The organism is Rhizobium sp. N621 (genome assembly GCF_001664325.1).
Taxonomy (GTDB): Bacteria; Pseudomonadota; Alphaproteobacteria; order Rhizobiales; family Rhizobiaceae; genus Rhizobium; species Rhizobium esperanzae.
This window is the reverse complement of the sequence record NZ_CP013495.1, coordinates 1,074,467-1,097,953: the sequence shown is the minus strand read 5'-3', so window position 1 is coordinate 1,097,953 and position 23,487 is coordinate 1,074,467. Positions and strand designations below refer to the sequence as shown.

The window sequence follows — 23,487 nt, the reverse complement described above, 5'->3', positions numbered from 1 at the left end:
ATTAGCGATGTTGCAGGATATGACGCTAATCTTCGTCTGGCAATGACGAATAACACGAAAAGATTGCAAAATGACAACATCACGCTCGTGAGCACAAACTTACCAGCCGGTGCGGACGACGACGCACACGCTTCTATGTCACTGAAGCCACAGTCACGCCCGGCTTTTCGAGTTGCGCTGTTTACGGATCCAGCTCCGTAGCAGGTTCGCATTGATACCATTCTCAAGCGCCAGCTTCGATATCGAAACACGGGCGTCAGGCAGGCTTCCACTAGTCTGGCTTTTGACGCCGCGTCAAACGCCCGTTTCCCACCGCGACAGCGTGCACTACCTGCAAGAGTCGCGCCTCGTTCATATCATCCATCGCATTGTGTCCACTATGTTGCTTGTGGACACAACCTGCCTAAGCACGATCCGAATTCATAGATGACCCAAAAATCGCGGTTACATTGCGCCAACGCCGATAACGCCGCCGGCGAGTTGGGCGGAAACGCACCTCCGGCCTCCGTCATTCCAGGCCTTGAGCCTGGAATCCATGGCCATGCCGATGATGCCGGCGTGTGTCCGCGGGGCGAGCCCGAGGACGACGGAGGGCGGGCGCACCGGTATCCGAGTATGCGCGCGCTGAAGAGGCGCGCGCTTTTCACTCCCATCTCAGCGGAAACCGCCGCCCGCCGCCCGTCACCAGACGTTCAAGAAAACCGACCGCTTTCCGCGGATACTCATTTCCGTGTGGTCCGCTTCGACGCTGGCGGTCACAAAGAGGGATGACGGCTCTGAGCACTACCTCTTACCATTTGTTGACTCACCCGCGCTTGAACAATAATTTGGGAAGTCGGTCGTTGGGCTTGTCCTCAAATGACGAACCATTCTCTTCAGCGTCGCCTTGCTGCCATCGTCGTTGCCGATGTGGTGGGATATTCACGCCTGATGGAGGCTGATGAAGTCGCAACGCTTGAGAACCTCAGGGAACTCCGTTCTCGCACTATCGAGCCGGCTGTGATGGGTCACAACGGTCGCATCTTCAAGGTCGTGGGCGACGGCTTCCTGATCGAATTCGGCAGCGCGGTGGACGCGGTCGCAGCAGCGTTGGAAATGCAACGGGCCACCACTGCTGTCGAGGCTTCCGGAGACCGGCGACTGCTTTTGCGTGTGGGCGTCAATCTGGGAGATGTCATTGACGACGGTTCAGACGTCCTCGGCGACGGCGTCAATGTCGCGGCGCGCCTCGAGACGCAGGCAGCACCGGGAGGTATCTGCATTTCAGCCAGCGTTCACGGCGAGATCGTCGGCAAGATCGCCGACCGGTTCTTCGATGCAGGCGAACGCTACCTGAAGAACCTGACCCGCCCAGTCCACGTGTGGCATTGGCCGGATGCGCTGCAGAGCATATTGCCGCTGCCGGAAAATCCCTCGATCGCTGTATTGCCGTTCACGAATATGAGTGGGAATGAAGCGGACGAGCCTTTCGTCGACGGCTTGACTGAAGACCTGATCACCGACCTTTCCCGCACGGCTGGCCTGTTCGTCATCGCGCGCAATTCCGTGTACGGCTACAAGGGCAAGCCGGTCGACGTACGGCTCGTCGCCCAGGAACTCGGCGTCCGCTATGTCCTGGAGGGGAGCGCCAGACGCGCGATGGGCCGTGTCCGCATCAATGCCCAATTGGTCGACGCGCCTGGCGGCCAGCACTTGTGGGCCGAACGGTTCGACAGGACGGTGGAAGATGTTTTCGAGTTGCAGGATGAGGTCAACGCCAAGATTGTCGAAGCCCTCGTCGGCCGGCTGACCGTCCCGACGCCGCGCAATCGGCCGAAGAACTTTGAGGCCTACGATCTGTGTGTGCGCGCTCGCCTCCTGACGGAAGAGTCGCCGCAAACCGAGCGTGAGGCCTATATGCTGCTCCAACGCGCGGTCAAGCTCGATCCATCCTATGCCGAGGCGCTCGGTCTGCTCGCCTATAACCGTTGGCTTGCCTGGACTCATTTCGGCGAGCCCGAAGATCCTAACCGTCGGATGGCGGTGACATCAGCGCAGAAGGCGGTCGACCTGGATCCCAACGATGCCGGCTGCCGTTACGTCCTGGGTACCATTCTGGCTTATGAGCGGCGATGGGAGGAGTCGGAGGCAGCCTTTGCCAAGGCCCTGGAGCTGGACCCCAACCACGCCGACACCTGGGCCGCCATGTCTGATATGTCCGTGCTGGACGGCAGGATTGCCGACGGACTGGCGCAGATCGAAAAAGCCCTGCGGCTCAATCCCTATCCAGCCTGCTGGTACCTTTGTCACCTTGGGCAGGCGCAATACGCCGCGGGCGACTATGAGGCGGCAACCGCTACACTGCGCAGGAAAGAAACCTATCGCACCAACTCACGCAAATTCCTGGCTGCTGCGCTTGCGCAGTTGGGCCACCATGACGAGGCGCGGCGAGAAGCCGAATTGTTCCTGATCGCCCACCCTCATTTTACGATCGGTCATTGGCTCAGCTCCCAGCCGCTGCGGGATGCATCTGTACGAGACCACTTTGTCGACGGCTTTCGAAAGGCGGGCCTGCCTGAGACGTGACAGCGGGCGGGGACAGTCCCGACGCGTTTGTCAAGGTGCGAAGCAAACAGCGCTAGCGACGATTGCGCCAAAGCCGATAATTGCAGGATTTGCGAGGCGCCGCGCCGCCGGCGAGTTGGGCGGAAACGCACCTCCGGCCTCCGTCATTCCAGGCCTTGAGCCTGGAATCCATGGCCACAGCCGATGATGCCGGCGTGGGTCCTCGGGGCAAGCCCGGCCATTGCCGCCTGCGCGGGACGCACTCACCCTGCTTAACCTGAAGAGAGCTCGTTCGCTTTCTCGGCATAGCAATCCGCCTGCTCCTGCTCGCCCATTGCTGCCAGCAGAAGGGCTAGATTCCGATACGTCTGGGGCTCACCGGGACGCAACCTTATCACCGCAAGGTAGTGTGACCTTGCTTCCATGAAATCGCCTTTCTCGTGAAGGAGCACCCCAAGATTATTATGAGCTTCAGCGTAATTCGGCGACGAGCTCAGTGCTGCGCGATAGTGTGATTCTGCTGCCTCGACGTCTCGGCCTTCAAGAAGCATCGCATAGTTATAGTGCACTTCGGCGTAGTCCGACCTCAGATGCAGCGCCTGTCGATAATGCGCTTCAGCCGCTCCCGCATCACCGGTTTTTTCGAGGAAGACCGCGAAATTGTTGTGGGCTTCGGCAAAGCCCGGTCGAAGCCGCAGGGCCTCCTGAAAGTGCTGGTGCGCTTCGAACCGGTCACCCCATTCGTCAAAAAGACCAGCCAGACGCAGAAGGGCGTCGACGTGACCCGGTCGGTACTTCAGAGCCAGCCGATAATGGGCTGCCGCCTCATCAGGGCGATCGGTCTCCTCGAGGAGTATCGCGAAATTATAGTGAGCTTCCGGGTATTGCGGCCAGAGACGAACGGCATTGAGGTAGCGGGCTTCCGCGGCGGTTCTGTCGCCGGCGGCCTTCAGGATCACACCGAGATTGTTGTGCGCTTCCGGATAGTCCGCGCGTAGCTCCAACGCCTTTTCGTAACAATGCTGTTCCTCTGCCAATTCCTTCTCATCCGCAGCGGTCATTCCCGCCCCTTTCAGGAACCAGTCCTCGGCTGTCATCCGCTCTTCGGAACGTGCCGCAAGCGCTGCGTGGTCGACTGACACGACCCGATAGAGATGTCGCCTCGGCAGGAAGTCGCCCTTGAGTTCGAAGACATCAACCTCCTGGAAGAGATAGACGGGCAAATCGATGAGATCCAGTATGGTCTGCGTGACGAAGAGGGTATCCGGCTCGGCACATGATTCCACCCGCTTCGCGATGTTCAAGGCACGACCGATCCAGGCGTCGTCATCGTGCATTCGGGAACATTCGCCGAAGTGGCAGCCCACCCGGATTGGCAGATCGTTCGCCTGGCCGGTCGTCAGGTGACGCCGCCGTTGCTTCCAATAGGCGATGAGTTTCAACGAGAAATGGACGGCCACATCAGCAGATTCGAATAGATAAAGATGCCCGTCGCCTGTAAAATTCTCGTGCCGTCGCCCGTATTGGCTGGCAAGCGTCTGAGACAGGTAACGATATTCTGCAATAGCGCTCGTAATCGTGTCGCGCGAAACCGTGTTCCAAACCGCTGAGTGTCGGACGAGGTCGGTGAATACGGCGGCAAAATAGATGTCCATTCGCAACGGCCGGAAGTTAAAGCGATCGCGCGACATGTCCAAACGCATGCTGTCATCGCTCAACACAAGGACAATCATCATGCCACAGTACATGGTCGAAAGACACCTGCCAGGAATCACTCCCGATCAGCTCAGTGCGGCGGCATCGCGCGCGAAAAATGTCACTGCCGAGATGACCAGGCAGGGTAAGCCGGTGCGCTATCTGCGCTCGACATTCATTCCCGCCGAGGAACGATCATTCTGCCTGTTCGACGCTTCGTCGGAGCAGGATGTGAAGGAGGCAAACGAACGTGCCGAAATCCCGCTGGTGAGAATTACCGAAGTCAGGCACATCTCGGCCGACGATGTGAAATAGCGCATCCGGCGCGACAAAGCGCAAATGTTGCGACACCGCGTCCGGCCAGCCCGGCCTTGAGCCTTTCCGGGCTGGCTGAATCGCTTGTTGGCTCCATCGTTCGAGCCCTACGGCCAAGCCGGTCGGTCGATCAGGCGGCCCGTTTCAGCCAACCCTACCGCTGATTTGCCCGGCAAATCCGCGAGACTTCAATCAAAGGCGATCGGCTCACACGTACCTTGACGTACGCCGTCGCCGATCGCCTCTGCCCTGGCGAAAACCCGCTCCGGCAGAATGCTTCAAGCGAACCCGGAAAGGCCCTAGCGGAAGCCGCCGCTCGCGACCAGTCGTTCGCCAGTCAGCCAGCGGGCGTCGTCGGAGGCGAGGAAGACGGCGATGTCGGCGATATCGTCCGGCTGGCCGATGCGGCCGAGCGGCGTCTGGGCGACCATGGTCTGCTGCAGATCCGAGCCGATGACGCCGGCCGTGTGGGTGCCTTCGGTCTCGACCATGCCCGGCAGAATGGCGTTGACGCGGATCTTGCGCGGACCGAGCTCCTTGGCAAGCACGCTGTTGATGCCCTCGACGGCGCCCTTGGTGCCGGTGTAGACGGCCGAGGCCGGCAGCCCGAGGCTGGTCACCACCGAGGAGATGTTGATGACGCTGCCGCCCTCGCCGAGATGCTTGGCCGCCGCCTGGGTGGTCAGGAGAACGCCGAGAACATTGACGTCGAACATGCGGCGATAGTGCTCCTCGGTCACCTCGCCGATCGGGGCGAATTCATAGACGCCTGAGTTGTTGACCAGCACGTCGAGCTTGCCGAATTCCTTGACCGCGGCATCGACCACGCCCTGCGCCTGTTCGGCCTTGGAAACGTCGCCCTGCACCGCGATGGCTTTGCCGCCGGCCGCGCCGATCGCCTGGACCACGGCGTCGGCTCCGGCCTTGCTCGAGGCGTAATTCACCACCACTTCAGCACCTTCGGCCGCCATCGCCTTGGCAATCGCGGCGCCGATGCCCTTGGAGGCTCCCGTGACCACTGCGACCTTCCCTGTGAGCTTAGCCATCTCTTGTTCCTTCTGATCCGGACGGCTCGCCGGAATTGGCGGCCTTGTTCCGTAGTTCAGAAATTCGGAACTGTTGATCTCGGTTTCAAGGGGCACTATATAAAATTCATGCGACCGCTCTTTCACCCTGCCCTGGAGGATATCAAGCCCGATGCGATCCTCTATGCGCTGTCGGATCCGGAGCGCGTCGCGATCTTCGCCAAGCTCGCCGGCACCGCCTGCGGCGGCACCTGTTCCGCGCTCGCCGATCTCGGCGACCGCGTCATTCCGAAATCGTCGCTGTCGAACCATTTCAAGGTGCTGCGCGAATCCGGGCTGATCCGCAGCGAGCGCCAGGGCGTCGAGATGCGCAACCAGACCCGCTGCGCCGAGCTCGACGAGCGCTTTCCAGGGCTGGTCAGGGCGATTCTGACGGCTTACGGACAGCTTCCCGAGCAAATGAAGACGGGTTGACGGACCTTGAATACCTTCGATGGGTGCTGCCGGTGCAAGCCTGGGTCCTCGGGTCAAGCCCGAGGACGACGGAGGGTGGGGAGGCGATTGCGGCAAACGCAGACCCTTGGCAAAACCGGGACATCGCGCTTTCTGATCTCACCGCCAGACTTCATCACTCACCGCTTGCCGACGCACCATCCGCTGCGAATTTGGCATAACGTACCTTCAAACTCCGTCATCCCGGCCTTGGGCCTTAGTCCCTGAGTCTGGGATCCATGCCCGCGGCTGATCGAGACTTGCCGACGCGTTATAATTATAACGACATGAAATGAGGACTTCGCAGCCTATGCAATATGGAAGTCATGTTGCCCTCCACTTGTGGGTCGCTGCCATTGCCGGCCAACGGCTACGCGCAGCCTTGTCACGCTCGAGGTCGAACCTCGTGGTGGAGCGCGATGCGCCCTCCCCCTTACCAATCCGTAAGTTGCCGCCAAGCCGTCGTCTCGGCTAGATCTTGCCGCACCAGGCATGCCGGGAGCGGCCGATGCGAATCCTGCTGATCGAAGACGATACCAAGACGTCCGATTATATCGCCAAGGGCTTCTCCGAGGCCGGGCATGTCTGTGACGTCATCGGCGACGGCCGCGACGGGTTGTTTCAGGCGCAGCGCGAGGCCTATGACGTCATCGTCGTCGATCGCATGCTGCCGGGCCTCGAGGGCCTGGCGATCGTGCGTTCACTTAGGGCTGCCAAGGTCGGCACGCCGGCGCTGTTCCTGACCTCGATCGGCGGCGTCGACGATCGGGTCGAGGGGCTGGAGGCCGGCGGCGACGATTATCTCACCAAACCCTTCGCCTTCTCCGAGCTTCTGGCGCGCGTCAATGCGCTCGGCCGGCGCCCGCCGGTGCAGGAGCAGCGCACGGTCTTGAAGGTCGCCGATCTGGAGCTCGATCTGATCCGGCGGGAGGCGCGGCGCGCCGGCCAGGTGATCGAGCTGCAGCCGCGCGAATTCACCCTGCTCGAGGTGCTGATGCGCGGCGAGGGCCGCGTCATCACCAAGACGATGCTGCTGGAGCGGGTCTGGGATTTCCACTTCGATCCGAAGACCAGCGTCGTCGAGACCCATATCAGCCGCCTCAGGGCCAAAGTCGACAAGCCGTTCCAGGCCCAGCTTCTGCACACGATCCGCAACACCGGATACAGCCTGCATGCGCCTCGAACAGGATGATTTCAGGCCCATCGGCCTGAAAATCTCAAATCCTGTTCGCAATTTAAAGAGTAAGAGCATGATTTCGTCCGAAAACCGCGCACACTTTTCGGCATCATGCTCTAGCCTGCGCAGGAGCACGCCGTTCCGCCTGGCCGTCACCTTCGGCGTCCTCTTCGTCGTCGCATTCATCTTCAGCGGCGCGATCATCTATCACATTCTCAGCCTCGGCCTCGGCCGCGATGTCGACCAGTCGCTCAACGAAATGAATTCGCTCATCGTCTCGACCTACGAGCCCGGCGACACCGCGGACCTGATCAACACGCTGAACAATTATGCGAGTTTCCAGTCGACCTCCGACGGGCTCTATTCGCTGACGGATGCCAGCGGGCGCAAGCTGGCCGGCAATTTCGCGGCACCGCGCATCCCGAACGGCGTCTATACCGTCACCTCGGGCGATGTCGGGCTGAAGGGGCATGAACGCTATCGCATGCAGGTATCGACGGTCGGCCCCTACAGCCTTGTCGTGGCCGAGAACTTCAACGATGCCGACGAGATGCTGCGGATCGTGCTGGTGAGCTTCGAATGGGCGGCCGCAATCGTCGTGTCGACGGCGATTGGCGGCGGTGTCTTTCTCGCCGTTCGTGCTCAGGCGCGGCTGGACCGGGTCACCAACACCATGAATGACGTCTCTCACGGCGCGCTCGACGCCCGCATTCCGATCACCGGCAACGGCGACGATCTCGATACGGTGGCGATCCAGATCAACGCGGCGCTGGAGCGGCTGCAAAGGCTGGTCGAGAGCATGCGGCAGGTGAGCGCCGATATCGCCCACGATCTGAAAACACCGCTCAACAGGCTGCGCCTGACGCTGGATGCGGCGGTGGCCGAGAACGATCGGCGGGCGGATGTTTCGGCTCTGCTCGACGAGGCACGAAACGAGAGCGACCGGATCAACGCCACCTTCGAGGCGCTGCTGCGCATTTCCCAGATCGAGGCCGGCGCCCGCAAGGAGCGTTTCCAGGCGACCGATCTCGACGCCGTTCTGAGCGTCATCTCTGAGGTCTATGGCGATGTCGCCGAAGATGCGCAGATGTCATTGACGATCGCCGGGCGCGCTCCCGCCGTCATCTGGGGCGACCGCGATCTCCTGACGCAGATGATCGCCAATCTGGTGGAGAACGCGATCAATCATTGCCCGGCCGCAACCGGCATCACCCTGTCGCTCCGCCGCCAGGGCGACCGCGCCATCCTCTCGGTCGTCGATACCGGCCCGGGCATTCCGGCCGCAGAGAGGGACAAGGTCTTCCGGCGCCTCTACCGGATCGACAAGAGCCGCACGACGCCAGGCAGCGGCCTCGGTCTCAGCCTCGTCAAGGCAATCGCCGAACTGCATTCGGCCGAGATTGCGCTGGCAGACAATCATCCCGGCCTTCGCGTTTCGATCGCCTTCCCATTGATGCCGGAGAAATCCTGAGCCGCCATGCCGCGAGCCGACCGAAGCGGGCGACAAAACGGCGGATTTCGGCAGCAGCGCGAAAAGGCAGCACGCTCCACGGCCGGCGGTGGCCGAGCCGGTAGGCCGAAAGCCCCGCCTGGATCTGCGAGCAGGGATCGGCCCTCTGGCTCACCGGCAGCGGATCGACGAAGCAGGCGCGCAGCCCGTCGTCGAACTCCAGGTCGAAGGCGAGATCATAGGGCAGACGCATGGGCAGCAGCGCCCCGGCAATCCAGCCCGCCGCCTTGCGGTTGATCAGATAGGCGCCCGATCCCTTCTCGCGGGTCAGCGCAATGGCGAGCGAGCGCGAGGCGGTCAGCGGCTCGACCCGGTGTTTTCGCCCGGAATTGACCGTCGACAGCCGCAGAATGTCCCAGTGCGCGCGGTGGCGAAGTGCCGCCTCGAGCAGCTCGGGCAGATCATCGTCGAAGTCGAGATCGTCCTCGAGGATGAGGGCGAATTCGCCATTGCTGGCGAGGAAGCGCCGGGCGCATTCGACATGGCTGAGATAGCAGCCGATCTCGAAAGGGTTCGGCCGGCGGCCGTGCCGGCGGAGATAGGATGCCTCGTCGAAGCCGGGATGCGGCAGGCTGATGGCCGCACCGTCGACCGCCGCCACGCGCTCATAGGCAAGGCCGAAGCCTGCCAGCAGCCGTTCCATCCGAAACCGGCGCAACGGCGCGCGGTCGAGATTGATGAGGTAGGTATTGACCCGCAGGCTGACCGGATGAAGGGCCGGCATAAGGGCGGCGGGTGTGGCGCGCACGTTCATGAGACTTGGCCTCGACTTGGCAATGACGGCGCCAAGCCTGCGCTTCAAACCTCACGGGGACCTCGCCCGGACTATACATTTTCGTAAGCTGCGGCGACCGGCAGACGAGGAATGCATCCTTACGGATCGGTATGCTTAAGACGAAGGCTAGGCTGTTTGCCGGCGGTGCCGGGTGCGCCGTTCAAATCTCTCCGAAGCCCGCCCGTCACATTCAAATACTCCGTCGACTCGGGAACAACGGACTTCGCCGATCGTAAGGTTTGTGGGCCGTGCGGAGGTGCTTATAACACAGCCATGCACTTCGATACTCTGTGCGGCCCACTCGCCAGGGCGCGTTCATATATGTGGACGCGCCCACGCGATTGCCCACGTCTGATCGGCATCGCGATTGGAGCGGCAGCCCCGTGGCACGTCCGGATAAACGGCGCTGTGCCGTGTGCCCCCTAATCCGACCCTACGGGCCACCCTCTCCCCGCTGGGGAGAAGAGGGAGCAAGGCACGCCTGCAGTACCCGGATGAACCCGCCTCTTAAAAGGGACTCCATCTGATAGAGTCGACAGAGAAACGGCATTCTCCCTCTTCTCCCCTCGGGGAGAAGGTGGCCCGAAGGGTCGGATGAGTGGGCGGCACGGCACACCATTCCATAGGGCGATCTGGCCAAGGCCAGGCGTGCATCGCGCCAGTTCGAAGCCCGCCCACGCTCGCCTCCATCACCCCGCCTTCGCCCTGCGCAGCGCGATCAACCCCCGCCGCAGCCACAGCAATTGCTGTGGCGGCATCTGGCGCAGATGTTCGTAATCCATCACCGCGACGTTATAGACGGTGCTGCGCACCTGCGGCCCGTCTTCGCAGCGCAGGAGAACGGCCTGCAGTTCCATCATGCGGTTGCTGGCCTTGCGGGCGCGGTCGGCGAGGCTTTCGGTGACCTCGCCTTCATGGCCCTTGACGGCAAAGAGCGACTGGGCCCTGGGGCTCGGAGCCGGGATGCCCGTCGTCTTGTGATAGCGGGCCATGACCTCGGCATAGTCGTCGCCGGCCTGGCGCTGCTCGTCGGTGATCAGCCCGTCGAGGAACATGCGGCCGAGGGTATAACCGGCATAGGGGCTTCTGACCGTCTCGTCGGCCACCGTCCTGCCGAAGCCGTGGATGCGCCGGCGCGCCGCCATCGCCACGCTGATATTCTCCTTCTCGGTTTCGAAGGGCTTGATCTTGCCGCAGGGGAAACGCTCGACATTGGCCTTGCGCGGCCGGCCGGCGCCCTTGTTGGCCCGCTGTATCTTCACCTTGGTGGCCTTGCCGCCCATGCTGATTATCCTTCCTATTGAATGATGCCGTTTCGAAGTGCGGCGGCGACCAGGGCGGTCTCCTTGAACACGCCGAGTTTCGCCTTGGCGTTTGATATGTGGGTGTTGACGGTGATCGGCGAGATGCCGAGGATGGTGCCGATCTCGGCGGCGGTCTTGCCTGCGGCCATCCAGCGGATGATCTCGCGCTCGCGCGGGGTCACGGCACTGGTTACGGCACTCATGGCGCCGGCCCGTCGATCGTCGGCACGCGCGGCATCGTCACCTCGGCGCCCGACAGCGTCACCCGCCGCACCCGGTCGGGATGGCAGATCGGCGCGGGCACCGCGCCGGCGACGGCCAGTGGCTTGCGCGGGTCCTGCCTGGGCGGAAACCGGTCGCGGTTGCGATGCGCCATGTTGATGACGGTGTTCTTCTTCGAGCCGAAGAGTTCGGCGATCTGACGTGCCGAAAACCCCTCCTGCCAGAGCTTCTGCGCCTTGACGATCTTGTCTTCCGTCCAGAACAGATCTCTCATCCCACTGCCTCCTGTGCGTCTCGTGCGGCCCTTGCGATGACCGGGTTGTCGGGAAACATCTCAGCCAGCGCCCGCTTGGCGCTGCGGCTGCCGTTTGCTGCCTGTCTCAGCAGCCGCATCTTGTAGGCGGCGACCTTCGGCTGCGGCTGTTCGGGCGGCGCTTCGACGCGCGGGCGGTTTTGCGCCGTCATCACCGCCTGCTGCTGGCGGGCGATTTCGGCGAAGCTCGCCGCGCTCGGGGCGAAGGCGCGGTTATGGTCCCTGACCTTGCCTGACAGGAACAGCTTGGCGGCGCGCCAGACCGCCTCTGCCGGAATGCCGTCGATGGCGACGAGATAGGCGCGGATCTGCATGTCGGGATCAATGCCGGCGGATGCCGGAAAACCCGAAAGCATCCCCGCTATGATCTTCACCGGAGAGGAAATCTCTTGCGGCATCGACCGTTGTCCTTCTGCCCACGCTTGCATCGATCGACCCGGCTTCCCTCGCCTTCTCATTGAAATACCAATCGGATTTGATCGCCCGCCAGCCGCGCAGGATCTGCATCTCGGCGGCCTCGACCGGGTTGCCGGTCTTGAGATACTCCTTGAGCTGGATCCTCGCCGCATAGGCCGTCAGCGGTTTCTTCAGTGTGCGGCTGCGATGCTCGATGATCGCCGCCGCCAGCTCCTGCCCCAGCACCGGGCTGAGGATCTCCATAATGTCCTTGCTCATCTCTTCCTGTTCCATGCGATGTCCTTTCCCGCTCGCGGTCGCTGCGCCCTCAAGCCAGCAGCCTCGGCCGCCCGCCGGCAAAATTGACCGGAGCGCCCGGCCTGGCGGCGCGGTCGGGAAACCGCCTGAACTCGCGGCCGGCATAATCCTGCTGGGCGGTGTCGCCCTTCTCGGCGCTGCGAAGCCGGTGAATCTCACTTTCCACCGAGGGCACCGACACCCCGAGGATGGCTGATATTTCGATATAATCCCGGCCGGAGCGGAAGAGCTCGAGGGCGTTCATGTGCGTGCCTTGATGCGCAGGAGCGATGCTCATCGCTTGATTCTCTTTCTCATTTTCGATCCGCAGCCGGCCCTTCCCGCCAAGCGGGCGCCGGCCGGATCGTTCATATTCAAACTTGTGGAAGAGGCTGGCGTCGCCGAGGGAGGACGACGACGCCAGCTGCCGAGAGCCTTCAGGGAGGAGTGAGGCTGACGGAATTGGTGATCGGCTGAGAACCGGGCAAGACCGGCGTCTGCCGCATCTCTTCCGGCTCGGTCTGCCGGCCGCAATTCTCGCAGTGGCGCTCGATCACCTCGGCGATCGAGAGCGCCCTGCCGCATTGCGGACAGCCGGTGTAGCGGGCATTGGCAGCGCCCGAAAGCCGGGGTCGATTGTTGATAATATGTGCTTGTGTCATGGCTATAGGGTACGTAAAATACCTCGCACGTCAAGCGATTTAGGGCATTACATGTACCTTTTTTTAGGGTATAATTTATATCATGTTGAAAGATCAGGAACAATTTGAGCGCGAAGAACGCGCAAAGCGTCTGGTCATGGCCAGGAAGAACGCGGGCTTTGCCGGGCCGAAAGCGATCGTCGATCGTTTCGGCTGGAACGCCAATGTCTACAAGGCGCACGAGTCGGGCCGGAACGGCTTCGGCATCGCCGACGCGAAGAAATATGCCAAGGCGTTCCGGGTCAATCTCAACTGGCTGCAGTTCGGAACCGGCGATGCACTCGATCCGGAGGAGCGGCCGGTCTCCGTCGCCGACGTGCCGAAGATCTCCTGGGTCAGCGCCGGGCAGCTGACCGAGCAGGCGCCGATCACCGATTTTTCGGAATTCCCGACCGTCGCCGCGCTCGACCTGCCCGACGGCGACTGGATCGCGCTCGAGGTCGAGGGCAATTCGATGAACAAGATCTCGCCGCCGGGCTCGATCATTTTCGTCAACCGCCGCGACAAGCGCCTGGCGCCGAACGCGCTTTATGTCGTCGCCGACGAGACCGGGGCTGCGACCTACAAGCGCTACCGCCCGAACGACAATCCACCCTTCCAGCCCGCCTCCTACGAGGACGTGCCGCCGCCGGAATTCCAGGGCGCCGTCACCATCGTCGGCCGCGTCCGCCGGTCGGTGATCGAGATGTGAGAGTCCAGACCTCTTCGAAAATCTCAACTAATTCCGCGATGTAACGTTTACCGCTCCAGCAAAATTCCAACCACTTCGCAAAACGATTCAAGATGATCCGCCCGCCCTCATGAGCCGGCGGAATCTGGCTCCATTTCGTGACGCTTGCCGTGCTGATCATCGCTTTCGGCGCCGCGCGGGCGATCCTGTTTTGAGGTGAACCTCTCGCATGGCCGAAACCGGCTCTGCCCGGCGCTCCAATCGCCACGGTCAAACTGCCTGCAGCGACCTCGCGGTCCGACGCGCCTGCAAACAACCGCTTCGAGCACAGGCGTCCAATCTGAAAGCCGCGACGCGCAGCAGAGCGGGTCATCGCCGCCGCCCGCGCGCCTGCGCTATCCTGATCTCTCTCACTCCTTCTCTCTTCCATCTCTTTCCAGTTCCTGAAGGCTGGTGAGGGAGGGTTCCGGCCAAAGCTTCCCCCTACCCCATGAGCAAAGCCCATGAAGCCGGGAGAGCATTGGCCATGTCCTGAAGGCCGGAGCCGGGATGGGACACGTGCCAGAGGGGCCATTCGCTTCGCCCTCGTCCTGATTTTCTGACAGCGCACTTAAGGACTTTCGCTTCCCGCGCCGCTGGGCTTCGTCAGCTCGGGAGTTGCACCCGGTCGCCCAATCACTTGGCCGAGGCATACGCCTACGATTCGTACCTCGTCAATCTTTCAGGTATTTTTTATACCTTTTTCGATTGACGGTCTAGGGTATGTTATATACCTGTATCGACAGGCCGACCAGCCGGCACGAGAGGGCAGAGCAATGCAGCATATCCGCAGGATCGAGACCGATCAGAGCCGGCGGGACACCCGCTGGAATGCGGTGCGCGGGCTCGATGACTGCGATGCCTATATGGCCAACGAGGCCCAGCGCATGGGCGCCCTCGGCTTTGCCTATCTCGGCCGCCCTGAACATTCGATCCGCGGCCCGTCATGGCTGCGCGGCGCCACCGCCAGTGTCGAGGCGCATTACCGCTACGCCCGCGAGATCATGGGCATCACCGATCGCGATCAGCTTTACGCCTGAGGGAGAAACCGACATGTCCGCCGATTGCGTCATCAAAGCCTTTTCCGGCTGCGCCTGCACGCCGGGTCAGTGCGCCGAGAAGCCCCGCATCCCGGCGCCGGTCACCTTCGTCTCGTGGCGGATCCAAGCGCTCACCTGCATCGCCCTCGGATTGCTGGCGGCGCTCGTCTCGGCCGCCTGGATGGAGCCACAACTCAAGCGTCGCGGTCTCGACCGCCAGGAGCGGGTGTCATGGAAGTGAGCGAATGCCTTTCGAAGCGCCGCCGGTCAGGAGCTGAACTTGATGTCGCTCGCCTTCGCCGCAGTAATGAAGGCCCGCCGCACCTGCTCGGGCTCGGCGAGATCGTTGAAGACATCAAGCACCAGCAACTCGGCAGCCTTGGCCGCCGGCGTCTGCGCGGGCCAATCGTTCAGCAAGGTATTGCCGGCCTGGACGACATTATAAACGGTCCTGGTCTTGCCATTGATGGTGATCTTCACCGGTTTGAAGCTTCGTCGCCTGCTCATGATGCAGCCCCTCACGCTGGACATCCGACTCAACGAGCGGCGTTCGGACTCGTTCCACCGACACCAAGTTCTTTCTCAACCAATCAGAAAGTGCAGTAAGCGATGTTCCGATTACACCTTGGCTCAGTTTTTTTCGGATGCTTCAGGTTTTCACAATTCGTATGAATTCACGCACCTCTTTTAGCATCCAGTTCCGAAAGGCGCGGACCTTTGGTTGGTCTTGATTGCCGACGCGGTACAGCAGATCGTAACCCCACTCGACCTCGAGGGCCACGTCGGGAAATAATGAAACCAGCCTATCAGCGGCAAGGTCTTCTGCAACAAGGACACTCCGCCCAAGAGCTACACCCGCTCCTCGAATGGCTGCCTCAATGGACATGCTTCCATGGCTGTATCCGGGCCCACGCATACCGGGGTACGGCAGCTCCATCATCGCGAACCATCGCTCCCAGGTCGTGATCATCCCGATCTCGTGAATGAGTTGGCATTTGACCAGGTCGCTCGGTGCATCAATCCCGCCCATCTTCTGGCGGTACTCCAAGGAGCATACCGGTGAGACCGTCTCGTTCATGACGCGCTCCGCCGCCGCGTGAGGGTAGCGACCGGCACCATAACGCATTGCTACGTCGACTTGACCGGCAGCGAAGTCGACGGCGCGACGGGCCATGACGACTGCGCCCGAAACTGGATCGGGACGCAGATCGCAAAGGTTTGGATGCCAGGAGGTATCTCAGGTTCCGGCCGGCTGGGAGGCCGCATACGGCGAAGGCTTTGCTCGTGCGGCATTTTGGGTCGTGAAAGACACGACAAGGACGCCCAGACCGAGGAATGCCGGAACTGATCCGGCGTAGTCGGACGCGTTCAGATGAGCCGATAGCGCCAGCAGCAGGTGAAAAAACATTCCGGAGTAGGCGAGATCGCTCAGTCCGACGCTGATGCGGGAAAGGATCGCCGCCACTCCCAGCAGTTTGACCGTAATCAGGAGCGGCACCAGATAGCCAGGAAAGCCAAGCTGACCCAACAGTTGTCGCACGGTGTCGCTTTGGGTGAGATAGAAGGTGGCGGACATAAGGTACAACGCCGAAAGAAGCGCGGTGCTGATCCAATAAATGTATTTGCGGGCCATGTTTACTCGGTTCTCCTCACGACTTCGTTGCCGCGAACACGTTGCGGAACGAGATCGGCGCACGGCCCGACAGCCGCTCGACATCATGTGTAAGCACATCGAAGTGTCCTTCGACAAAGGTCTTCTTGATGTCCATGATGGCATTGACAACCAAATCGGGCAGCCCGGCCTGGCCTAAGCCGCCATGCAGTTGCTCCTCGGTAATCGAGGCAAACACGATGGGCTTGCCAAGTGCCTCCGCAGCAATGGCGGCGACGTCATGCCCTGTTAGCGCATCGGGTCCCGTCAGATTGTAGATCGCGCCTGCGTGACCTTCGCCCAATACGGCTCCTGCTGTCGCTGCGGCCACGTCGTTGCGCGAGACATACGCGACGCGATCTTCGCCGAGTCCAGCGAGCATTCCTTGGCTCTGTGACATCATGACCTCGTCGATCATGGACTGTGCATAGTAGTTCATGCGCAGGATCGTCCAGTGTGGAGCTGACCTGATCAGATGCTGTTCGGCTGTCCAGTAGGACTCGCCGAGTGCAGGAACGGCAGCCTCGCGTGTGCCTGCCGCCGACAGCAGGACGATGTGCTGCACACCTGACTTCACGGCCACATCGATGGCGGACTTGAGCTGTACACCGCGCACGCCCGGACCTAGGTCTGCGCTGGGGATCAGCACCAGACGGTCGAGCCCGGCATAGGCGTCCAGAAGCGTCTCTGGCTGGTCATAGTCACCCTTGCGAGCCTCGACCCCGCTACCTGCCTTCTCGGGCGAGCGGGAAATGGCGACGATTTGGTGGCCGCCTCCGCGTGAGCTGAGTTCTTCGATGATGGCCGCACCCAGTTTCCCACTTGCGCCGTTGATGCCGATCTTCATGTCGTCGTCCTCTTCTGCTAACGAACAAAATGTACGTGACGATATGATCGATATCGGGTATCTGCACAAGAATGCACATGAAAGTGCGCCACGCACAGGGATGTGCGTGCCTTGATGGAGTAGCCAATGAACACCACCGCCGCCACGCAGGCCGTGGACTTGCCTGCGAGCGAAGATCACAACAACTGCCGTGCGCTCGGCCAGATTCTTGATCGCATTGGCGACAAGTGGACCATTATGGTTGTCGGAGTGCTGTCACGGGGACCGTTGCGCTTCAACCAGATGATGCGCGAGATCGGCGGCGTGTCTCACCGGATGCTGACCCTCACACTCCGTAGTCTGGAGCGCGATGGATTGGTGTCGCGCACGGCCTATGCCACCATCCCGCCGAAGGTGGAATATGCTCTCACCGACGCAGGGCGTTCGCTGATCGAGCCATTGCGGGTACTCAGCGATTGGGCAACCGACTATCGCCCTGTGATCGAGAAGGCTCGGGCGGACTTCGACACCCGCGAGGTATGAAGCCCGAGATGGAAATACCGTGCGGCGAGGCTGTCAGTGCAGAAGCGCTTACTCCCGACGGCCGCTTTGGGGCCGGGCTCGGGATACGGAATCCACCGTCGCCCCCCCAAGGAAGCGCACGGAATTCGGTGCAGACTTAGATCGACTTCAAATACTCGATGAGGTCGTCCTTTTCCTGAGTGCTCAGATCCAACTTCAAATGATCGTTGTAGTGCTCGACGACGTCCTCGAGCGTGGCAAACCGCCCGTCGTGGTAGAAGCCACCCTTGTGGACCTTCTCCATGTTCCACAGGGCCCGCAACGGCGCTGTCCTGTAGCGACCATCCGGGGATCGCACCGCCTGGAAATCGTCTATCCCGATCTCGTCCGCCGTATGAAGGTTCCAACCGGGCTCTGTGAAGAGCGGCGGCACATGGCAAGTGGAGCACTTGGCCTTGTCGTTGAAGAGGGCCTTTCCCTTCTCCGCCGCCGCACTGTCGAATGTGCCATTTGGCGGCTGCGGGGTGGGTAGGGATAGCTGATAGAAGTGCAGCGCCGGAAGTTTGGCGGTGATCCGGTCTTCCTTGTCCTGCTTGTGACCCTGCTTTGTCCTGGCTGCAACCGGATACTTCTCGGCGTCATCAAGCCGCGGATCGTAGAACACGCCTTTGCCGTGCATCTCGAGATTGCCGACATAGGCGTTCCAGTAGCTGACGTTCCCCCAGGCCCCGGTCCAGGTATGGTTATTTACGCCCGCCAATCCGAATGCGGGGGGATTGAGCGTCGCGGCCGTCTTGCCGTCCGGGCGGAAGGCCTTTCCGTCCAGGTTGAGCTCGGCATCGAACTTGCCAGGCCCCCAGGCCGCCACCGCCTTCTTCACGTCGGCTTCGGAGATTTGCAGCATCTCGGTGAATGCCGTGAGGTCAGGCGCCAACCCGACGATCGCACCGATGTCCAGGTCGCGATTGGGCCAGCCATCCAGCCTGCGGCCGATGCCGGGAGCGTAGGCGTCGTCGACTGTCGAATGGCATACCGCACACTGGATGCCGACCGACGTCAGCGTCTTGCCGTCGTCGCCGAAAAATCCGGTTACCCCAACAACGGCATTGGCCTTCAGCAGCAGAAGCGTGCTCGCCGGATCGTCAAGATCGACCTTGCCCTTGTTGAGCGCTGCGGCGACGTCCTTCGGGACGGCGTTGAGGTCGACCTTCAGACCGAGCTCCAGAGCCTTCTTGGGGCTCAGTCCCGGCCCCTTGCCCCCCAGCTTCTCACCCGCGATCGCCTCGTGAAGCTTGAGTTTGCCTCCCCAGAAGTCCTCACTGCCGAACGTGTCGAAGCGGAATGTCTCGCGACCCTCCTCCAGGAACCGTCTGGCTTGGGCGGCCGCCGCCGCATCAAACTCCTTGCCGCCGACAGAGGCTTTTTTGGCCGTCTGGGCGGCCGCCGGGATCATCGTTGAACAGAGGAGAAGAAGGAAAAAAGCTGCTGTACCATGAGAGCGTAGAGACATAGAAATCCCTCCACGCAGCCGAGGTTTTCGGCTTGCGCACCTGGTTTTACCGCAATGAAACAAATCCCATCCACAATATTACAACATGCTAAATTAGCAATGGAAATCCTTTGTTCTCGCCCGGTCTGAGGCTCCGAGCCGATTGCCTTCGCTGCGGCGTGCCTCTTACAAGGGGCTTCGCGAATAAGGCGGCCGCCGACGTCTACGAGATCGCGTGATCTCAAACCGATATCTGTCGGTTTTTCTGTCGATTTGAATCTGTCGGATAATCTTTTGGCGCTCGGGATCACCACTAGCCCCCTGTAAAAAAGGGGGTTTCCGCTGGTCGGAGTGGAGTGATTCGAACACTCGACCCCCACGTCCCGAACGTGGTGCGCTACCAGACTGCGCTACACTCCGTGACCAGCGGCGCTTCTATAGAACAGCCTATCTGGTTGCACAAGCACCAAATTTCAAAAAACCGAGGGATTTTTTGACGGGTTGATGACAGCGGCCGGAATGGGCCGCTGCAGCAAAAAGACACACCGCAAGCAAATCGAACGGAAGTGCAAAAGGGGCAATTTTCTTTTGCCGGGTTCCGCGCTAAAGGGCTCGGCGGGACAGGCGAAACCGCCGCGACGGCGGCTTCGCAGCCATTGCGCTAGAGATCAGGGACGACACGATGAAACTCCGCACCATTACCGCGGCCGGGCTTGCAATTGCGCTTGCCGGATGCACGACTATTCCTTCCGCTGGCAATCCGATCGAGGCCCGCTGGGTCGGCAAATCGGCGGGCATCTTCTTTGCCGCCTACGGGCCGCCGATCAGCGACCGCGAGGAAGGTGCGAGCACCATCTATACCTGGCGCGGCGGCTACAAGACCGTGCGCATTCCGGCGAAATATGCCGAAGGCGCCGATGGCAAGCGCGGCAAGCAGATCGCCGCCGCCCGCACCGCCTATCTGCGCTGCCAAGCCGAAATCACCACCAATTCCGATTACACGATCCGCGATATCCGCACCGTCGCCGACATTCCGGGCGTCAACGGCCCGTCCTATTGCGCCGAGTTCCTGGCGCCTGAACAGAAGTAACGGGCAACCGGAAGAGACGAAAACAGGCGGCCGATGTGCCGCCTGTTTTGTTTTGGGCTGCTGCGGATCGTTACAGGCTAGCGGCCTCGGACGCGGATCACGGAACGAATGATGATGTGAGGTTGTGCCGTGCGGCCCCCTCATCCGGCCCTGCGGGCCACCCACCGGGGTCGAGCCACGGGTCTCGACCCGTCCTTCGGACCCCCGCTGGGGAGAAGAGGGAGCAAATTGCTCCGGCACTGGCAAACGAACCCGCCTGCTTATAGGCACTTCATCCAATGGGATTGATGGGCAAGCGCCACTCTCCCTCTTCTCCCCAGCGGGGAGAAGGTGGCCCGAAGGGTCGGATGAGGGGGCGGCACGGCACGGCGTCAGCGACAGGAAACCATCGCCACTCGCCGTGCCGTCAATGGTCTCACCCCTCCGCCGGCCCGTACAGGCCGAGCTGGTCGAGAAGCGCCCGCTGCCGGTCGGCGTTTTCGACCAGGAGGGCGGTGTAGCGCTCGACGATCCGGCCGCGGTGATCCGGATCGGAAACGGCCGACAGCGCGCCGGTGATGGCGGCGATCTTTTCCGAGGTCCGGCGCAGCTCTTCCAGCAGCTCAGCCTTGCCGCCGGCCTCCGCGACGACCTGCTTCGTCACCTTGCCGATGCCGGCCGGCGTGCGGCTGCCGGCGGAGACGTAACCCTCCGGCAGGTCGCCCTTCAGATTGACGACCGACTTGAAGCGGATGACGTCGAAGATCTGGTCGACCGCCTGCTTGGCGCCGGTCACCCGCGAGGGGTGGTCGGTGTCGGCGGCGGCGTGCGGCAGGAGTTCCAGCTTGCCCTTGTGGCGCGCTTCGAGCGGCAGGTAGGGCAGCATCGGGCCGCTGAGCGTACCGGTCGCGGCATCGCTGAAGAGATCGGCGTCGATCGCCGCATGGGCGATCTTGCCGGAGGCAAGGGCTGCATCAAGCGCGGCGGCATCGACGACTTCGCCGCGGTCGTAATTGACCAGCACCGCGCCGTCCTTCATGGCTCCGAGCACCTGCGCATTCACGGTGCCGGCATTGGAATAAGTACCGGTCGCGGCATCCAGGCGGCCGAGGCCGATATGGACGGAGAGCACGTCGGCGCCGCTTGCCGCTTCGACCGGGTTTGCGGCATAGTCGAAGCCCTCGGCCTCGATCCAGCGCTTGTGATGCTCGCGGGCATAGATCGCCACCGTCATGCCGAAGGCCTTGGCGAGCTTGGCGACTTCGCGGCCGATATTGCCATAGCCGAGAACGGCGAGCTTGCGGCCCTCGAGCTTGGCCGTCGGGAAATCCTTGAGCTGGCGGCCGGTATCGAAATCGCCGCCGGCGACCATCCGGTGCAGCCGGTCGACCGGCAGGTCGGGCATGACCTTCAGGATCGCCTTCAGAGCCATCTGGGCGGTCGCGCGGCTGTTGATGCCGGGCGTGTTCATCAGCGGCGCATTGCCGCCCTCGCCATTGCCGCCGCCCCAGGAGGCCGAGCCCATATTGCCGGTGCCGGCGCCGATGCGCACGCCGCCGAGCGGGAAGACGGAGGACTTCGGGATGAAGGTCGCCGCCGCGATCAGCGCGTCGTACTGGCCCTTGTCGGTCTGCGGCAGGATCTCCGCCTCGGTGCTGAGATTCGGCTGGTAGAAGAAATGGATGCGGCCCTTTTCCAGGCCTGCACGATCACTGAGCGGGCCAAGATGGAAGCTGCCGCCCTTCTCCTCGATATAGGCCTTGACCTCGCTGTAATCGGGCTCGCCACCGGCGCCGAAGCGCAGGCCGACGAGATCGGCGATCAGCACCGTATAGGCGCGGTTCGGATCGTCCTTGCGCACGGCGCCATCGGCCTTGACGGGGGCCTCGAAGGTGACGCCGTGTTTGGCGAGCTCCTCTTCGAGCACGACGATCTTGGCTCTGAGATAGGCATATTGCAGGTTTTCCAGCAGGGCGACGACATCTTCGGGCTCGCGGATGCCGCCGACCCAGGCGCGGTAATCGCCGGGGGTGCCGGGGAAGGCATTGACGTAGCGGGCCGCATCGAGGCCGGGCTCGTATTCGCCGTTCGGATGGGTGATGCCCTCATAACCGAGCAGCTGCTTGGAACGGGCGATGATGCGGGCGTGGATGACGGCATCGCTGATGCCGTCGTCCTCGACCTTCAAAAGCGTCACGGCCGCACCGCGGCGCTCGGCATCGGTGACGGTCAGCGACAGCAGCGGGTGCGACTTGACCCATTCGTCAATCACGGCGCGGTTGGCGGCCGAGCGGCGGTTGAGCTCGACGATAGTGCCGACCCGGGCTTCGGACTGCAGCAGGCCGAAGGTGGTCTCGGCAAAGGCGAGCGCGCTGTAGGTGTTGATGACGCCGCCGAGCATGCGGTCTTCGGCCGGATCGTAGAACGGACCGGCATCGACGGAGCGCTTGGCCGAAAACGGCTGCCGCGGATCGATCGGCGGGGCGATCTTCAGCTGGCGCGGGATCGCCCAGGCGGGATCCTGCTGGTTCTTCTCGATCAGCGCCAGCGCATGCGGGGTGAAGGAGGCGACGAAATAGCCGGAGATGCCGCCGATCGCCTTCTGGAACGGCATGAACAGGCAGCATTTCGCCATGACGGCGCTGACGAGCTCGGGCTCCCAGGGCATGGCGCCGAGCATCGAGGTGGCGTCGAACACCGCATGGCGGTTGGCCGGATCGCCGTCGAGCCAGGAGAGGAGCTCGCGGATCTCGCCGCTGGTATAGGCATTGGCGCCTGTCGTCTCATGACCGACGCCGACGAAGATCGACACGCCGAGGGCCGAAAGCTCGGCCGCCGTCGGGATCACCCCCTCGGAGGCGGCGAAATGAATGCGGCTCTCGCAGCCCTTTTCGGCGAAGCGCTGCATCTCGATCAGCTGCGTCGCCCAGGACTGGCGGAAGAAGCCGGCGGCCTTGGACGGATCGCTCTCCGGCCGCGGCGTATCGACATAGATGCGCTGGCCGGCGTCATTGGCATTCATCAGGTGCTGGATGCAGACGGTGAAACCGCTATGGCCGCCGCCGAGCCCGACCGCCATGCGGTTCTCCTTCGGGAAGCCGAAATAGCGATGGATCGCCCGCATCATGTCGGTGAGGATCTTATCGGCCGGATAGCCGCGATGCATGCTGCGGGAAATCTCGGCCGTGGTGAAGCCGCCGATATCGTTGCCCCTGTCGTCGAACTTGCGATAGGTCTGCTCGATCCAGGCGTCGAAAGCGATGCGCCGCAGGCGGCTATCGACCTCGTCCGTCGTCGCATCGGTGATCGGCCCGACGCCGAAGAACGGGTTGGACGGCAGCTTCGGCGCACCCGACGCGGTCTGTCGAAGGGCGTTCAATCGCTGTTCCTGCATCTGCGCGATATCTGTCATGGC

At 62.2% G+C, this 23,487-nt stretch carries 27 protein-coding genes and 1 tRNA gene; 10 read left to right on the top strand and 18 right to left on the bottom strand.

Annotated features, from left to right (window positions below; genetic code table 11):
- Positions 1 to 858: 858 nt before the first annotated feature.
- Positions 859 to 2,565 (top strand): adenylate/guanylate cyclase domain-containing protein, encoded by a 1,707-nt coding sequence (locus AMK00_RS05360; protein WP_064801002.1) that lies wholly within the window; start codon positions 859 to 861, stop codon positions 2,563 to 2,565.
- A 251-nt stretch (positions 2,566 to 2,816) separates the two neighbouring features.
- Here the strand turns inward: AMK00_RS05360 and AMK00_RS05355 are convergent, their stop codons facing one another.
- A complete protein-coding gene (locus tag AMK00_RS05355; RefSeq protein ID WP_237350440.1) occupies positions 2,817 to 4,280 on the bottom strand; it encodes a tetratricopeptide repeat protein in 1,464 nt (487 codons plus the stop codon).
- Between AMK00_RS05355 and AMK00_RS05350 the strand changes: the two genes are divergently transcribed.
- Positions 4,279 to 4,554 carry a DUF4242 domain-containing protein gene (locus AMK00_RS05350; protein WP_064805958.1) on the top strand — a complete coding sequence of 92 codons (276 nt, stop codon included), beginning with the start codon at positions 4,279 to 4,281 and terminating at the stop codon, positions 4,552 to 4,554. The two genes, AMK00_RS05355 and AMK00_RS05350, sit on opposite strands and share 2 nt — an antisense overlap.
- A gap of 299 nt (positions 4,555 to 4,853) precedes the next feature.
- Here AMK00_RS05350 and AMK00_RS05345 read toward each other — a convergent pair whose 3' ends face one another.
- Complete coding sequence (locus AMK00_RS05345; protein ID WP_064805956.1) at positions 4,854 to 5,600, bottom strand: glucose 1-dehydrogenase; 747 nt, start codon at positions 5,598 to 5,600, stop codon at positions 4,854 to 4,856.
- Positions 5,601 to 5,708: 108 nt separating this feature from the next.
- Between AMK00_RS05345 and AMK00_RS05340 the strand changes: the two genes are divergently transcribed.
- The 3 genes from AMK00_RS05340 (at position 5,709) to AMK00_RS05330 (ending at position 8,719) form a co-directional block, all read left to right on the top strand.
- Positions 5,709 to 6,053 (top strand): ArsR/SmtB family transcription factor, encoded by a 345-nt coding sequence (locus AMK00_RS05340; protein ID WP_064801000.1) that lies wholly within the window; start codon positions 5,709 to 5,711, stop codon positions 6,051 to 6,053.
- Positions 6,054 to 6,579: 526 nt separating this feature from the next.
- Positions 6,580 to 7,263 (top strand): winged helix-turn-helix domain-containing protein, encoded by a 684-nt coding sequence (locus AMK00_RS05335; protein WP_064800999.1) that lies wholly within the window; start codon positions 6,580 to 6,582, stop codon positions 7,261 to 7,263.
- 58 nt (positions 7,264 to 7,321) lie between these two features.
- The gene (locus AMK00_RS05330) at positions 7,322 to 8,719 is read left to right on the top strand and encodes a sensor histidine kinase (protein WP_064811645.1); all 1,398 of its coding nucleotides are present in this window, start codon (positions 7,322 to 7,324) and stop codon (positions 8,717 to 8,719) included.
- Here the strand turns inward: AMK00_RS05330 and AMK00_RS05325 are convergent.
- The 8 genes from AMK00_RS05325 to AMK00_RS05290 form a co-directional block, all read right to left on the bottom strand.
- A complete protein-coding gene (locus AMK00_RS05325) occupies positions 8,616 to 9,512 on the bottom strand; it encodes a glycosyltransferase family 25 protein (RefSeq protein ID WP_064805953.1) in 897 nt (298 codons plus the stop codon). The two genes, AMK00_RS05330 and AMK00_RS05325, sit on opposite strands and share 104 nt — an antisense overlap.
- 710 nt (positions 9,513 to 10,222) lie before the next feature.
- The gene (locus AMK00_RS05320; RefSeq protein ID WP_064809795.1) at positions 10,223 to 10,816 is read right to left on the bottom strand and encodes a hypothetical protein; all 594 of its coding nucleotides are present in this window, start codon (positions 10,814 to 10,816) and stop codon (positions 10,223 to 10,225) included.
- Between the two features lie 14 nt (positions 10,817 to 10,830).
- On the bottom strand, positions 10,831 to 11,040 hold the full coding sequence (locus AMK00_RS05315; RefSeq protein WP_064800996.1) for a response regulator transcription factor: 210 nt from the start codon (positions 11,038 to 11,040) through the stop codon (positions 10,831 to 10,833).
- The gene (locus tag AMK00_RS05310; RefSeq protein ID WP_064800995.1) at positions 11,037 to 11,333 is read right to left on the bottom strand and encodes a GcrA family cell cycle regulator; all 297 of its coding nucleotides are present in this window, start codon (positions 11,331 to 11,333) and stop codon (positions 11,037 to 11,039) included. Before AMK00_RS05310 ends, AMK00_RS05315 begins: the two co-directional genes overlap by 4 nt.
- Positions 11,330 to 11,728, bottom strand: coding sequence for a hypothetical protein (locus tag AMK00_RS05305; RefSeq protein ID WP_041678583.1), 399 nt, complete (start codon positions 11,726 to 11,728; stop codon positions 11,330 to 11,332). The genes AMK00_RS05310 and AMK00_RS05305 overlap by 4 nt, the downstream gene beginning before the upstream one ends.
- Positions 11,694 to 12,062 carry a hypothetical protein gene (locus AMK00_RS05300; protein WP_064809794.1) on the bottom strand — a complete coding sequence of 123 codons (369 nt, stop codon included), beginning with the start codon at positions 12,060 to 12,062 and terminating at the stop codon, positions 11,694 to 11,696. Before AMK00_RS05300 ends, AMK00_RS05305 begins: the two co-directional genes overlap by 35 nt.
- A gap of 34 nt (positions 12,063 to 12,096) precedes the next feature.
- Complete coding sequence (locus tag AMK00_RS05295; RefSeq protein WP_064809793.1) at positions 12,097 to 12,363, bottom strand: hypothetical protein; 267 nt, start codon at positions 12,361 to 12,363, stop codon at positions 12,097 to 12,099.
- 139 nt (positions 12,364 to 12,502) lie between these two features.
- Positions 12,503 to 12,727 (bottom strand): hypothetical protein, encoded by a 225-nt coding sequence (locus tag AMK00_RS05290; protein ID WP_064809792.1) that lies wholly within the window; start codon positions 12,725 to 12,727, stop codon positions 12,503 to 12,505.
- 82 nt (positions 12,728 to 12,809) lie between these two features.
- On the opposite strand from AMK00_RS05290, the gene AMK00_RS05285 reads away from it, so the two are divergent.
- Positions 12,810 to 13,457, top strand: a complete 648-nt coding sequence (locus tag AMK00_RS05285) for a S24 family peptidase (protein WP_064800991.1) — start codon at positions 12,810 to 12,812, stop codon at positions 13,455 to 13,457.
- On the opposite strand, the gene AMK00_RS32415 is transcribed toward AMK00_RS05285, so the two are convergent.
- Entirely contained in the window at positions 13,414 to 13,866 is a 453-nt protein-coding gene (locus AMK00_RS32415; RefSeq protein ID WP_145924197.1) for a hypothetical protein, read from the bottom strand. The genes AMK00_RS05285 and AMK00_RS32415 overlap by 44 nt on opposite strands.
- A gap of 385 nt (positions 13,867 to 14,251) precedes the next feature.
- On the opposite strand from AMK00_RS32415, the gene AMK00_RS05280 reads away from it, so the two are divergent.
- Together AMK00_RS05280 and AMK00_RS05275 are read left to right on the top strand one after the other, a co-directional pair.
- Entirely contained in the window at positions 14,252 to 14,515 is a 264-nt protein-coding gene (locus tag AMK00_RS05280) for a hypothetical protein (RefSeq protein WP_064809791.1), read from the top strand.
- A 13-nt stretch (positions 14,516 to 14,528) separates the two neighbouring features.
- A complete protein-coding gene (locus AMK00_RS05275) occupies positions 14,529 to 14,756 on the top strand; it encodes a hypothetical protein (RefSeq protein ID WP_064809790.1) in 228 nt (75 codons plus the stop codon).
- Positions 14,757 to 14,782: 26 nt separating this feature from the next.
- Here the strand turns inward: AMK00_RS05275 and AMK00_RS05270 are convergent, their stop codons facing one another.
- The 4 genes from AMK00_RS05270 to AMK00_RS05255 form a co-directional block, all read right to left on the bottom strand.
- Positions 14,783 to 15,022 (bottom strand): DUF982 domain-containing protein, encoded by a 240-nt coding sequence (locus tag AMK00_RS05270; protein ID WP_064800987.1) that lies wholly within the window; start codon positions 15,020 to 15,022, stop codon positions 14,783 to 14,785.
- A 142-nt stretch (positions 15,023 to 15,164) separates the two neighbouring features.
- On the bottom strand, positions 15,165 to 15,641 hold the full coding sequence (locus AMK00_RS05265; RefSeq protein WP_237350468.1) for a LysR substrate-binding domain-containing protein: 477 nt from the start codon (positions 15,639 to 15,641) through the stop codon (positions 15,165 to 15,167).
- Positions 15,642 to 15,752: 111 nt separating this feature from the next.
- Complete coding sequence (locus tag AMK00_RS05260; RefSeq protein ID WP_064809789.1) at positions 15,753 to 16,148, bottom strand: DoxX family protein; 396 nt, start codon at positions 16,146 to 16,148, stop codon at positions 15,753 to 15,755.
- A 16-nt stretch (positions 16,149 to 16,164) separates the two neighbouring features.
- Positions 16,165 to 17,013, bottom strand: a complete 849-nt coding sequence (locus AMK00_RS05255) for an SDR family oxidoreductase (RefSeq protein WP_064809788.1) — start codon at positions 17,011 to 17,013, stop codon at positions 16,165 to 16,167.
- A gap of 126 nt (positions 17,014 to 17,139) precedes the next feature.
- Here AMK00_RS05255 and AMK00_RS05250 point away from each other — a divergent pair, with 126 nt between their 5' ends.
- Positions 17,140 to 17,535, top strand: a complete 396-nt coding sequence (locus tag AMK00_RS05250; RefSeq protein WP_064809787.1) for a winged helix-turn-helix transcriptional regulator — start codon at positions 17,140 to 17,142, stop codon at positions 17,533 to 17,535.
- A gap of 136 nt (positions 17,536 to 17,671) precedes the next feature.
- Here the strand turns inward: AMK00_RS05250 and AMK00_RS05245 are convergent, their stop codons facing one another.
- Entirely contained in the window at positions 17,672 to 19,024 is a 1,353-nt protein-coding gene (locus tag AMK00_RS05245) for a hypothetical protein (protein WP_064809786.1), read from the bottom strand.
- 322 nt (positions 19,025 to 19,346) lie between these two features.
- Positions 19,347 to 19,423, bottom strand: a tRNA-Pro gene (locus AMK00_RS05240).
- 262 nt (positions 19,424 to 19,685) lie between these two features.
- Here AMK00_RS05240 and AMK00_RS05235 point away from each other — a divergent pair.
- The gene (locus AMK00_RS05235; protein ID WP_010055906.1) at positions 19,686 to 20,093 is read left to right on the top strand and encodes a hypothetical protein; all 408 of its coding nucleotides are present in this window, start codon (positions 19,686 to 19,688) and stop codon (positions 20,091 to 20,093) included.
- 415 nt (positions 20,094 to 20,508) lie between these two features.
- On the opposite strand, the gene AMK00_RS05230 is transcribed toward AMK00_RS05235, so the two are convergent.
- Entirely contained in the window at positions 20,509 to 23,484 is a 2,976-nt protein-coding gene (locus tag AMK00_RS05230) for an NAD(P)-dependent oxidoreductase (RefSeq protein ID WP_064809785.1), read from the bottom strand.
- Between the last annotated feature and the right edge of the window lie 3 nt (positions 23,485 to 23,487).